General features: G+C 69.4%; 10 protein-coding genes. 5 read left to right on the top strand and 5 right to left on the bottom strand.

What is annotated here, in order from left to right:
• Positions 1-4: 4 nt before the first annotated feature.
• Positions 5-1,171, bottom strand: coding sequence for an ADP-forming succinate--CoA ligase subunit beta (gene sucC / locus QSK25_RS30050; RefSeq protein WP_285643199.1), 1,167 nt, complete (start codon positions 1,169-1,171; stop codon positions 5-7).
• Between the two features lie 208 nt (positions 1,172-1,379).
• On the bottom strand, positions 1,380-3,059 hold the full coding sequence (locus QSK25_RS30045) for a hypothetical protein (RefSeq protein WP_285643197.1): 1,680 nt from the start codon (positions 3,057-3,059) through the stop codon (positions 1,380-1,382).
• A 240-nt stretch (positions 3,060-3,299) separates the two neighbouring features.
• On the opposite strand from QSK25_RS30045, the gene QSK25_RS30040 reads away from it, so the two are divergent.
• Both QSK25_RS30040 and QSK25_RS30035 read left to right on the top strand, forming a co-directional pair.
• Complete coding sequence (locus QSK25_RS30040) at positions 3,300-4,175, top strand: esterase/lipase family protein (protein ID WP_285643195.1); 876 nt, start codon at positions 3,300-3,302, stop codon at positions 4,173-4,175.
• 281 nt (positions 4,176-4,456) lie between these two features.
• Complete coding sequence (locus QSK25_RS30035; RefSeq protein ID WP_285643193.1) at positions 4,457-5,173, top strand: M23 family metallopeptidase; 717 nt, start codon at positions 4,457-4,459, stop codon at positions 5,171-5,173.
• A gap of 1,447 nt (positions 5,174-6,620) precedes the next feature.
• Here the strand turns inward: QSK25_RS30035 and pcrA are convergent.
• Together pcrA and QSK25_RS30025 are read right to left on the bottom strand one after the other, a co-directional pair.
• Positions 6,621-8,933, bottom strand: a complete 2,313-nt coding sequence (gene pcrA, locus QSK25_RS30030; protein WP_285643192.1) for a DNA helicase PcrA — start codon at positions 8,931-8,933, stop codon at positions 6,621-6,623.
• Between the two features lie 72 nt (positions 8,934-9,005).
• A complete protein-coding gene (locus QSK25_RS30025; RefSeq protein WP_285643190.1) occupies positions 9,006-9,503 on the bottom strand; it encodes a hypothetical protein in 498 nt (165 codons plus the stop codon).
• A gap of 204 nt (positions 9,504-9,707) precedes the next feature.
• Here QSK25_RS30025 and QSK25_RS30020 point away from each other — a divergent pair, with 204 nt between their 5' ends.
• A complete protein-coding gene (locus QSK25_RS30020) occupies positions 9,708-9,968 on the top strand; it encodes a chorismate mutase (RefSeq protein ID WP_285643188.1) in 261 nt (86 codons plus the stop codon).
• A 22-nt stretch (positions 9,969-9,990) separates the two neighbouring features.
• Here the strand turns inward: QSK25_RS30020 and QSK25_RS30015 are convergent, their stop codons facing one another.
• Positions 9,991-11,043 (bottom strand): arginase family protein, encoded by a 1,053-nt coding sequence (locus tag QSK25_RS30015; protein WP_285643360.1) that lies wholly within the window; start codon positions 11,041-11,043, stop codon positions 9,991-9,993.
• A gap of 70 nt (positions 11,044-11,113) precedes the next feature.
• On the opposite strand from QSK25_RS30015, the gene QSK25_RS30010 reads away from it, so the two are divergent.
• Together QSK25_RS30010 and QSK25_RS30005 are read left to right on the top strand one after the other, a co-directional pair.
• Positions 11,114-11,440 carry a hypothetical protein gene (locus tag QSK25_RS30010; RefSeq protein ID WP_253322707.1) on the top strand — a complete coding sequence of 109 codons (327 nt, stop codon included), beginning with the start codon at positions 11,114-11,116 and terminating at the stop codon, positions 11,438-11,440.
• A gap of 103 nt (positions 11,441-11,543) precedes the next feature.
• On the top strand, positions 11,544-12,395 hold the full coding sequence (locus tag QSK25_RS30005) for a hypothetical protein (protein ID WP_285643186.1): 852 nt from the start codon (positions 11,544-11,546) through the stop codon (positions 12,393-12,395).
• Positions 12,396-12,481 lie beyond the last annotated feature (86 nt).

Below are 12,481 nucleotides of genomic sequence, written 5' to 3'. Positions count from 1 at the left end.
TGACTCAGACCCCCGCAGCCGCGAGCTCGGCGGCCTTGGCGGCCGCGTTGTCCATCGTGTCGACAACGGTCACCAGCGGGTGGTTGGCCTCGGCGAGGATCGCGCGGCCCTCCTCCACGTTGTTGCCGTCCAGGCGGACGACGAGCGGCTTGGTGGCCGAGTCGCCGAGGATCTCCAGCGCCTTCACGATGCCGTTGGCCACGGCGTCGCACGCGGTGATGCCACCGAAGACGTTGACGAACACCGAGCGGACGGCCTCGTCGCCGAGGATGACGTCCAGGCCGTTGGCCATGACCTCGGCGGACGCGCCGCCACCGATGTCGAGGAAGTTCGCGGGCTTCACGCCGTACTGCTCACCGGCGTACGCGACGACGTCCAGCGTCGACATGACCAGACCGGCACCGTTTCCGATGATGCCGACCTCGCCGTCGAGCTTGACGTAGTTGAGGCCCTTCTCCTTGGCCTTCGCCTCGAGGGGGTTCTCCGCCTGCTTGTCGACCAGCTCGGCGTGGGCCGGGTGGCGGAAGTCGGCGTTCTCGTCCAGCGTGACCTTGCCGTCGAGGGCGACGATCTTGTCCTGCGGGTCGCGGACCAGCGGGTTGACCTCGACCAGCGTGGCGTCCTCGGAGACGAAGGTCTCCCAGAGCTTCACGATGGTGTCGACGACCTGGTCCTTGACCTCGGCCGGGAAGTTCGCGGCGTCCGCGATCTCACGGGCCTTGGCCTCGTCGACGCCCTTGATGGCGTCGATGGCGATCTTCGCGAGGGCCTCGGGCTTGGTGGCCGCGACCTCCTCGATGTCCATGCCGCCCTCGACGCTCGCCATGGCGAGGAAGGTGCGGTTGGCGCGGTCGAGGAGGAACGAGAAGTAGTACTCCTCCGCGATGTCGGAGGCGGGCGTCACCAGCACGCGGTGAACGATGTGCCCCTTGATGTCGAGGCCGAGGATGGCGGTCGCCTTCTCCTCGGTCTCCTCGGGGGTGGAAGCGAGCTTCACACCACCGGCCTTGCCGCGGCCGCCGGTCTTCACCTGGGCCTTGACGACGACGGCCTGGCCGAACTTCGCGGCGATGGCCTTGGCGTCGGCGGGGTTGGTAGCCACATCGCCCGGCAGTACCGGGACGCCGTGGGCGGCGAAGAGGTCCTTCGCCTGGTACTCGTACAGGTCCACTCGGGTCTCCTGCGACGTCGGTGTCGGAACACCGCGCCTGGGTGGTCCTCAAGGGGCCGTGCGAACCCACTTGACGCGGCTGGGCCCAGACACTATCGACCTGCGGGTACCGCTCGCACGTCACCACCGGTGAGGTCGGTCTCAACGGCGGTGAGGTCGATCACGCGCACGCGCGCGATATAAGGAAACGCGAGTTCTGCGACACGTTTCACCGGTTCGCGCGACTGCCCATCAAGCCGGCCGCGGCCAGGAGAGCCGCGATCGACGCGAGCGCCAGCCACGTGCCGGGGGCCACCACGGCGCCCTCGACCTGGTCGCCGGTGAGCGGCAGTTCGAGCGCCCGGACGCCCATCAGCAGCGCGAGACCCGCGAGCGACGCGGCGCCGCGAGCGGGCCTCGACCGGAACGCGGTCACGAGCGTGATGATCAGCAGCGTGAGGCAGAGCAGCATGGTCCAGGACGCGGCGGGGTCGTTGTCCGGGAGCAGCGTGGGCGACGTGTACTTGTCGCCGCGCAGGGTCGGCAGGACGAACGCGCCGGCCGCGAAGAGACCCGCGAGCAGGATCGCGCCCAGTTCGGCGACCGGCACCTGTTCCTTCTTCACCTCTCCCGCGTTCTCGCGTTCGACCGCGGCGGCGAGGCCGGTGCAGGTGAGCGCGAGCAGGCCGAGCGGGACCTCGACCACCATCAGCCAGAACCCGGCGCCGGGCTGCGCGACGCCGAGCTGACTGGCCGCCGTCACGACCTTGGTGATGCCCGCCGCGGCGAGCTGCATGGCGAGGAACGCCCCGAACAGCGCCGGGCGGACGGTCGCGGCCACCGCGGGCACGAACAGGAGCAGGCCGAGCACGCCGAACGCGAGCCCGGCCACCCACAGCAGGCTCACCGACGCGAGGTCGGGCGCGGGGCCGCCGGTGGACAGGGTGAGCTGGGGCAGGAACGCGCCGACGAGCATCGCGGTCGCGGCGAGCACGGCGAACACACCGGCCGTGACGTGCATGCGCTTCGGGGTGGGGAGTTCGGGGTCGCGCGTGGCGTCGCGCTTGCCCTGCTTCAACCGTGCGGTGCGGCCGAGCAGGGGGACGGCGGGGAGCAGGAGGGCGGCGGTGAACGCGGACACGGACCCCGCGGTGATGCCGAGGCCCTGGGCGAACGTTCCGGCTGCCAGCGGCGGGACCACGACGGCGAGCAGGGAGAGGGAGACGCCGAGCGTGCCGCCCTCGCGGGTGTCCGGGTCGGGGGAACTGGCGGCGAGCGCCGTCGCGAGGGGCACGGCGACGGCGATCAGCAGGCCGCCGACCAGTCCGACGGCGGGCAGGTCCCACGGACTGCGGTCGAGCTGGAACGGGTCGTTCGAGACGAACGGCTTGCCCAGCAGGCCCACCGCGGCGACCAGCGCGAAGAACACGGGGACGGCGACCAGGGTCGGGGGCTCCGACTCGTCGGCGGGCATGCCGGCGCGACCGGCCGAGAGCGCACCCGCCGCGATGGTGAGCAGGTGCCCGGCGATCAGCAGCCACACGCCCAGCGCCGGGGTGACGGCGACGAGCGTGACCGGGCGGAAGAGCTCGGGACGGGCGACGTCCATGGCGTCGAGGAAGACCTGCGCGTCGCTCAGCAGCCGGCCGACCGCGAAGACACCGGTGGCGGCGATCAGTCCGGCGGCCACGAACGGACGGCCGCGCATCAGCAGCACGCCGGCGACCACGGGCGGTGCGAGCGCCAGCAGGGCGAGCAGCGGCCACGACGTGAAGGCCGGTTCGGCGCCGTCGACCACGCCGAGCAGCGGGCCGAGGGCGAGCAGGAGGGCGCCTGCCGCGGCGAGGGCCCAGGACGTGCGCAGCCGGGCGGCCGCCGGGGTCTGGTTGTCGAGCTCGGTGCGAGTCATCGCGGGCGAACCTAGCAAGACCTGAGTAGCACTGCGTGTGACCTCTGCTGACGTATTAAGACGAAATTCGTTCGCGTGTGGAAAACATCCGCTGGGTACTCCTGGGTCGTGACTTCATCACTTACCGTCGCTCGTATGAGCGACACCGGCCGGTCGTGGATCACGCGTCTGACTGACGCGGCCCTGGACCGTGCCGGGTGGGGCGTGCACACGGCCCGTGATGTCGCGGAAGAGGTCAAGGTGGCGCTGCGGGCGATGGCCACGCCCGGCGGTGTGCGTGGCGTCGCGATGGAAGCGGCCTGGTTGACGGCCCACGCGGTGCTCTACCCGTGGGGTGCGATCACCGAGCAGCTCCGTCCGGAAGGGCAGTACCGGCACTACCGCACCGACGGTCTCCCGCCCCGCCAGCGCGGGCTGATGGTTTCGGCGATGGACGCGGCGGGCACCCCGATCGTGCTGGTGCACGGCATCGGGGACAACCGTTCCGCCTTCGCGGTGCTGTCGGGGGCTCTGCGAAGGCGGGGCTTCGGGGTCGTGCACGCCATCAACTACAGCGTGCTGACGGCGTTGACCGGGGACGTCCGTCGCTCCGCCGCCCTGCTGGGCGCGCACATCGAGCGGATCTGCGAGCAGACCGGATCCGATCAGGTGCACGTCGTCGGCCATTCGCTCGGCGGGCTCATCGCCAGGTACTACGTACAACGGCTGCACGGCGACTCACGCGTTCGCACACTCGTGACCTTGGGGACGCCCCACAGCGGCACGCTCGCCGCCTATCTGGTGCCGACGCCCCTGACCCGGCAGCTGCGTCCGGGTTCGGAGCTGTTGTCCGAGTTGGCCGAACCGTGCCGGCCGTGCCGGACGAAGTTCGTCGTGGTCTGGTCCGAGATGGATCAGATCATCGTGCCTCAGCGCAACGCCCGGCTGGAGCACTCGTCATTACTCGTCGAAGAGCACCAGATACGTGATTCAGGTCACCTTTCTTTGCCGGTTGACACGAGGACCCTTCACGTAGTTGTGACGGCCATCACCCGATCGGATGACTTGTCAACTCACCCCATCGCCGCTGGCGGCGAGGCGTGTCGCCCCTCCGGTTTGACCGACAGTCACAGTTGACAGTTGAAACCCGCTGGTTGCCGCCCATTCGTAGGACATAACGAACTGGGGTTTGCCCTCCGAGCCTGCCCGCCGTTACTGTCCCCGGGTCCGTTGTCACGGTCTGATCACAGAAGGACACCGAGTCAGAACCCCGAATCCTGACTCGCCGGGAATCCCCCGCCCGGTTGTCCACCCGATCAGGCTCCCCGAAGGCGGAAGGGCAAGCTTTGAGTCACCACCGCTCCCCCGGCGGCCATGAACGCAGTGCTGCGCTTGAAGAGGCAGTCGACCGCGCATCCGTGCGTCCGGTCAGCTCTCACCGGCTCCCCCCGCCACCGTCGGCGCTTCGCGGACGCATCGTCGTCGCCGCCGTCGCAGTAGGCGCGTTCGCCGCGGCAGGCGCCGGCCAACTCGGCCAGGCAGCCGCCGACGAAGGCACCGACGTCCAGCTCGCGAACCACTCCGGTGGCGCCGCGACCTTCGACGGCGTCGGCGGCGACACCGCCTCCGCCCCCCAGATCCTCGCGGTCTCCAAGACCACGTCCGAGGGCTCCGCCGAAGCCGCCAAGCTCCTGCGCAGCCAGCAGCTCACCACCGAGCGCGAGGCCGTCGAGGCCGAGAAGAAGCGCCCGAAGTTCGTCCGCCCCGCAGCCGGTGACTTCACCTCGGGCTACGGCGGCCGCTGGGGCACCATGCACCTCGGCATCGACATCGCGGGCCCCATCGGCACTCCGATCCTCTCCGCCGCCGACGGCGTCGTGATCGAGGCGGGCCCGGCCTCCGGCTTCGGCCTCTGGGTGCGCGTGCAGCACGAGGACGGCACCATCACCGTCTACGGCCACGTCGACACCTACAGCGTCAAGGAAGGCCAGCAGGTCAAGGCGGGCCAGCAGATCGCCCGCATGGGCAACCGCGGCTTCTCGACCGGGCCCCACCTGCACTTCGAGGTGTGGAACCCGGGCGGCCAGAAGATCAACCCGCTGACCTGGCTGAACGCTCGCGGCGTCACCGTCTGACGACCGGCCGACAACCGCCCGACGTTCGTTCCGGGCACTGCTTCGAGCACCGTCTGAGTCTGTTCGGGAACCTGGTTCCGGCCTGTCCGATCGTTCGACCGGTTCTGAACTACGGCTCAGTAGCTTTCTGGCGGCCGTTCTCGGCCTGGCCACCTCCTGGGGTGGGTCGGGTGGTTCTGGTCGACTCAGGGGCCTCTTGTGGCTCAGCAACCTCCGGTGGCGCTCTATTCCCGCTCTAGCGGCGGGCTGGGTCGAGCGGTCACGGATCTTGGGGCCTTTCGGGCATCGGGAGGGCTCGGGAGCCCCTTCGGGCCTTGTAGGCGGTGCGGGCCTTGTAGGCGGCGCGGACCTGGGGGGCGGTGCGGACCTGGGGGGGGCGGTGCGGACCGACGCTCCTGCGGGCTTCAAGGTCGTTGCGGAAGTCCTGGAGCCTCGTGGGATGCCAGGGCTTCGCGGACGAAGTAGGTCGCCGCTACCCGCCAGACCGAGCACATGTGCCTGCGCCAGCGTGGGCCGCAGGCCTTGCAGGCCCCGCTCTCCGTCGGTTCGTGATGGCTGAGCAGAGTGCGCCAGGCTTCGACCAGGCTGCGGGTGGCCGGGGATTCCAGCTGGTTGAGGATTGCGAACACACGTTCGTGCAGGGCGCCGGCCAGTACGTGATCCATCGTGAGCACTTCCGCTGGGGGTTCTGCCTCATGCGGAGGATTCTGCTCCGGGGGTCTGACAATTTTTGGACGCAGTGGCGGTGACCTGCGGTGATCGCTCTGCCGGCTGCCGGTGGTGGGCTCTGCGGCTGCCAGGGTTGGTCGGCTGGGCGCTTGGCGTTTTCTTGGTGCTGCGACTGGGGAACGTGCGGTGGTGTCTACAGGCGACAGCGCTGTTCGGAAGGGCAGTGCTGTTCCGAAGGCCGGGCTGCTTGCCAAGACAATGCGGCCGGACCGCTCTCCCGTTCGGTCCGGCCGCACTTCGCCGCGAAGTTAGGCCCCCGCCGTCCCTTCGCTCCCCTTCGTCTGCAGGCTGCTCGTTGTGCCTTGGACCGCCCCGAACGTTCCCCGGCTGTGCTGCTTGCGACACCCACATAGACGCACTCGGTGGGCTGTCGTTGCGCGGATTTTCCGGATTTCTGCGGATTTTCTTGGTTGGGGATGAAGTCGCTGGTCAGGCTGGTGTTGAGCGAGCTCGGGTCGCGGCTTCGCCCGGATCCCGCCGATCTGGCCAAAGGCCGGGGCCGGCGCCGTCGGCGGGTGGATGGCACGCCTGTTCGTGTTGGGCGGCTTGCTGTTGCGTGGGTGGTTGCATCGGCGGGGCGGCTTCGGCATCGCATTGCGACCAGGCGTGCCTCGATGTGCGCGCTCTGTCGGGCTTGCCTCAGGTGTGCGCAAGGCCCGCTGCCGTGCCCCTCGGGGGACTGGGCGCGGGCCTTGGCTTGTGGCTCTGCGTGGGTTTTTTAGAGCTTCGTCATCGGGACGCTGCCTATGAGCATCAGGCGGACTGTGCCTGAGCCTCCGAAGTCGATCGTGGCCGTGGCCCGCAGGCCCGCGCCGTCCACCGCCACCACTCGGCCCAGGCCGTACTTGTCGTGGGTCACTCGGTCGCCCACCTCCAGCTTCATGGCCGGGGCGTCCTTCCAGCCCGCCTTGCCAGGGGCCGGGCGGGTCAGGCCTCGGGAGGCGATGCCTCCTGAGGCTGAGCGGCCCCAGGTGGTGGCCGCTGTCGGGGCCGCGCGGGAAGGCTCTACCCGGCGCCAGTCCAGCAGGTCCTGGGGGATTTCGCCCAGGAAGCGGGACGCCGGGTTGGCTGACGGTTGGCCCCACGCCGAGCGGACCAAGGCCCTCGAGAGGTAGAGGCGGCGTTGGGCCCTGGTGATGCCCACGTAGGCGAGGCGGCGTTCTTCTGCCAGTTCCGCTGGGTCGCCCAGGGCTCGCATGTGCGGGAAGACGCCGTCTTCCCAACCCGTGCTGAAGACGACCGGGTATTCGAGGCCCTTGGCCGTGTGGATGGTCATCAGGGTGACCACGCCGTCCGAGTCCGCGTCCGGGATGGAGTCGGCGTCCGCGACCAGGGAGACACGTTCCAGGAACGCCGGCAGGGACGGGACCGGGTCCGCGCCTTCCGGGAGTTCCAGTTCGGTGAACTCGCGGGCCACGGTGACCAGTTCGTTGAGGTTCTCGATCCTCGTGTGGTCCTGCGGGTCCTCGCTGGCTTCCAACTCGGTGCGGTAGCCGGTTTTCTCGAGGACCGCTTCGAGGATGTCGGCCACGTCGTCTTCGCGCGCGACCATTTCGCCCAGCTGGTCCATCATTTCCACGAAGCCCGCGATTGCGTTGCGGGAGCGCGGGTTCAGGAGTGGGACTCGGTCCTCGACGGCGTCGCGGAGGGCTGTGGCGAAGCTGATTCGTTCGCGTTCCGCGTAGGTGGCCACGCAGGCTTCCGCTCGGTCGCCGATTCCCCGCTTCGGGACGTTGAGGATCCTGCGGAGGGAGACCGTGTCGTCCGGGTTGGCGAGGGTGCGCAGGTAGGCGAGGGCGTCGCGGACCTCGCGGCGCTCGTAGAAGCGGACGCCGCCGACCACCCGGTACGGGAGGCCCAGGCGGATGAAGATCTCCTCGAACACCCGCGACTGGTTGTTGGTGCGGTAGAAGACGGCGATTTCGGAGTTGTTGACCTCGCCGCTGTCCACGAGGTGGTCGATTTCGTTCGCGACGAACGCGGCCTCGTCGTGTTCGTTGTCGGCCACGTAGCCGACGATCTTCTCGCCCTCGCCGAGGTCCGACCACAGCGATTTGTCGCGGCGGTTCGGGTTGCGGGAGATGACGGCGTTCGCCGCCGTGAGGATGTTCTGGGTGGAGCGGTAGTTCTGCTCCAGCAGGATCGTGGTGGCGTCCGGGTAGTCGCGCTCGAACTCCACGATGTTGCGGATCGTCGCGCCGCGGAACGCGTAGATCGACTGGTCCGCGTCGCCCACCACGCAGAGCTCCGCCGGCGGGATCTCGCCGCCCGCCTTGCCCACGAGCTCGCGCACCAGGGTGTACTGCGCGTGGTTGGTGTCCTGGTACTCGTCCACCAGGACGTGGCGGAAGCGGCGGCGGTAGTGCTCGGCCACGTCCGGGAACGTCTGCAGGAGTTCGACGGTCTTCATGATCAGGTCGTCGAAGTCGAGGGAGTTCGACTCGCCCAGGCGGCGCTGGTAGACCGTGTAGACCTCGGCCACGCGGCGTTCCAGGTCGTTCGTGGCCTGGGCGGTGGCGGTCTCCGGGTCGACGAGCTCGTTCTTGAGGTTCGAGATGTGCACGGCGAGGGTGCGGGCCGCGTACTTCTTCGGGTCCAGGTCGAGGTCGCGCGCCACGAGCGTGATGAGGCGGCGGGTGTCGTCGCTGTCGTAGATCGAGAAGTTCGACGACATGCCGAGGACCTTGGCGTCGCGGCGCATCACGCGGACGCACATCGAGTGGAACGTCGACACCCACATCGAACGGGCGCGCGCGCCCACCATGTCGGCGACGCGCTCCTTCATCTCGGCGGCGGCCTTGTTCGTGAACGTGATGGCCATGATCTCGCCGGGGTGCACGCCACGTTCCGCGAGCAGGTACGCGATCCGCCGGGTGAGGACACGCGTCTTGCCGGAGCCGGCGCCCGCCACCACGAGCAGGGGCGAACCGGCGTGCTCGACGGCACGGCGCTGCGCGGGGTTCAGGTCGTCGAGCAGGTGGCCCGCGCGGGAAACGGGGGGACTTGAGGGCAAGTCGAACAAGGCGCTCATCGTCCATCCACGGTACCGGGCGGCACCGACGAATCCGGTACCGCCCGACCATGTGTTCGATGAACGGACCGGTCAGGTGCTGGTGTCGATCTTGAAGTTCTGCCCCGCGTGCACCGCGTCGTGGCCGCCTGCCTCGGCGTACACGTCGATGCTGTCCTGCGTCCAGATCGCGGCGGCCCTGGTCTCGACGGTCAGCGTCGGCCACGCCTCCTCGTGCACGATCAGGTGGTCCTGCTCGCACCGGAGGCCTTCGGCGCCGGGGCCCTCGGCCACCGAAGACGGAGAGGCCCTGCTCGTCGTGGCCCACCACGTTGGTGACGACCAGGTCGAACTTCTGCCGGGCGGTGGAGCTGCCCCCGTCGTCCAGTCGGTGACCGGGCCGAACCAGCCGGACACCCTCGTGAACTCGACGGTGGCGAAGCCGGGTTCCGCCGCAGCGGACCGAGCGACGACGACGGACAGCGCCAGGGCGGCCGCCGTCCCGAGTGCGTGCTTCCTGTGCCCCCAGGCCTTGGAACAGCTACGTCGCGGACTCCAAGCGTTGACGTCCCACCAGGTGAGCCCTTTCACCGCGCGGGCTTGGCGGCCCGGGCCCGTTCTGTGCAACACTGAATCCATGCGCGCGACGTACTTCGAGTTTTTCTACGGGAACCGGACTCCGGCTCCCGTGGTCGTCCAGCGCTGACAAAGCCACCACGAAGCCCCGGAGTCCATCGGACCCCGGGGCTTCGCTGCTTCCGGGCCAAGGACTCGAAGTTCCCCGAGAGGTCACCAATGATGGACACCACCACCGAACCCGACATCAACGAGCTGCGCGAGGAAATCGACCACCTCGACGCGGAAATCCTTCGCCTCGTGCAACGGCGCGTCGAGGTGTCGAAGATCATCGGCGCGGCCCGCATGGCCGCCGGCGGCACGAAGATCGTGCACAACCGCGAGATCGACGTCCTCGCCCGCTACAAGCCGCTCGGCCCCGAGGGCAAGGACCTCGCGATGATCCTGCTCAAGATGGGCCGCGGCCCGCTCGGCAGGTAGTTCCACCAGCGGTGGCCCGGCGTCACAGCACGCCGGGCCAAAAAGGCTGCAGGGCCGCGCGCACGCGGTCGAGGTCCGCGTCGACGAGCTGGGTGTCGTCCGGCACGTAGGCCAGCGGGTCCCCGAGCAACGGCTCCGGCAGCCCCAGCAAGCCCTCGACCAGCGCGTGCAGGCACAACGCCGAGTAGCCGCGCAGGTAGCCGCCTTCTTGCGTGAGCACGACCCGCGTCCCGAACGACGCCACCCTCCTGCCGATCTCGCGGTACCCGTCCGCCGTGAGGTTGTGGCGGCCGTTGGGGTCGAACGCTGACCCGTCGAACCCGGACGCGCACACCAGCAGGTCCGGTGCGAAGTCGCGCAGCAGTGGGAAAGCGATCTCGTCGAGCGCGCGCATGTACGCCGTGTCGCCCGCACCGAGCGACAGTTCGATGTTCACGTTCCTGCCGTTAGCGCCCACTTCTGATGGCGCACCTGTCTGCGGGTGGTTCGTGCCCCACGCGCCGTGCCGCATGTGCACCGAGATGGTCAGCACGTCCGGGCGGTCGTAGAACGTCTCCTGCGTGCCGTTGCCGTGGTGCACGTCCCAGTCCAGGACGGCGACCCGCACCCCTTGGCGCCGCGCGGTCTCCGCCACCAGTGCCGCGTTGTTCACGAAGCAGTAGCCGTCCGCCATGTCCGGCTGCGCGTGGTGTCCCGGCGGCCGCACGAGCGCGTACGCGATGGGCGCGCCGGACTCCAACGCCGCCAACGCCGTACCCGCCGCCGCAGAGGCCGCACGCCACGTTTCCGGCCCGACGACCGTGTTCACCTCCAGGGCCACACGCTCAGACACGCGCAACGAGTCCAGGTACCCAGCGGTGTGCACGCGCAGAAGCTCGTCAACGGACGCATGCCGCCCCTCGTGCCACGTCAGGTGCGGCGCCACCGGGCCGTGCGTCAGCGCGTGCCGGAACGTGCGCAGCCGCGCGGCGTTCTCCGGGTGCGGCTCGGCCACGTCCAGCCACGGCCAGGAGCCCGGCAGCTCCCAGAGACCCTCGCCGGCGTCGTGCTCGAGGCAGTCGTCGTGCCAGAACATGTCCACCCGAATCGGATATCAGGGCGATCACGGATGGTCCATCGAAAAAATCTGGGGGCACACTGGAGTCATGGGCCTCATCGCCGCACTGATCGCCATCGCCGGCCTGCTCGCCGCCTTGGCGCACGACGCTTACCTGGGCTTGCTCGGATCGGCCGCGAACAAGAAGGGCCTCTCCGGGGCTCCTGTCTCGCAGTTCGTCCGCAGCCGCTGGAAGACCGCGATCATCACGACCGCGGGCGCGGTGATCGGCCTGCTGATCACCGGCGGCGACTCGCTCGGCGCCGACGTGATCGGCGCCCTGATCGCCGGCGGCAGCGGTCTGGCCGCGCTCAACGGCGTGCAGAACACCCGCAAGCAGCTGAACAGCGGTCAAGCGCAACTCCCGCCCCGCTGAGAACTTCACACAAAAGAGTGTCACTCGTCCTGAACACCCCCTTTTGGTTGGTTGGGTACCTCCAGACGGCCCTACTCTGGTTGCGTCGCAGAGGGGTGTCGGGATGGACGAACTGCCGGGCAAACATCGACTCGACGACGGGATCGCGCCGCCGCAGCGGCCCGTCGTCGGGGGCGATCGCATCCCGCTGCCCCGCCGCCGCCAGACAGACCCGCTGCAGGACACCGACGGCCTGCGCAAGTTCAACATCGGCCTGGTGCCCGCGTCGGTCACGCCGCCACGCACCTGGAAACGCGCCGCCTGGTTCGCCGTCGTCTCCTCGGTGCTCGTGCTGGTCGGGCTGAGCGTCGCCGCGGCCAAGCTGGTCGGCGGGGGCGGCGAGGTCGAGACGGTCGGGCTGCCCGGCTACCCCTCGGACGTGCCGATCATCTCCGCGCTGCCCACCGGCGGCACCACGCCCTCGGTCGCGGGCACGAAGCCGTCGGCCGCGAACACCGGCCGGGGCGCCCCGGTGCCGGGCACGGGCACCCGCACTTCCGCCGCGAACGGCACCGGCACGGGCCCGGGTTCGGCGACCGCCCCCCAGCCCACCGGGTCGGCGCCTCCGGTCATCACGACCGTGCCGGTCACCCAGGCCCCGGTGGTGGACGGCGGCAAGATCGCCGAGCAGACCGAGCACTTCTACCGCGCGATGGCCACGAACGCCGACACCGCGCTCGCCATGACCACGGACACCGTGCGTTCGAACGCCGACGCGCTGCTCGAGGGCAGGCTCGCCGACATCTCGCTGATCGAGGTGAAGGAGATCGCCGTAGACCCCGGCAAGGGCCTCACTGTGAGCCTGCTCCAGGTGACGAAGAAGGACGGTTCGGTCAGCACCGAGAAGCGCGAGCTCAGCTTCACGCTCGGGGACCTCCCGCTCATCAACGGTGAACGGTTGAAGGTCGGAGGCTGAAGTGGCTAAAGGTCGCGGCCGGACCTACCGAACGTAGTAAGTAGCCACCGAGCGATCCCTGGGCACCGCTGGCCGCCACGATCGGA

Source organism: Lentzea sp. NBRC 102530 (assembly GCF_030269365.1).
Taxonomy (GTDB): Bacteria; Actinomycetota; Actinomycetes; order Mycobacteriales; family Pseudonocardiaceae; genus Lentzea.
Note: the sequence above shows the minus strand (reverse complement) of the source record. Positions and strands in the feature narration are given on the sequence as shown.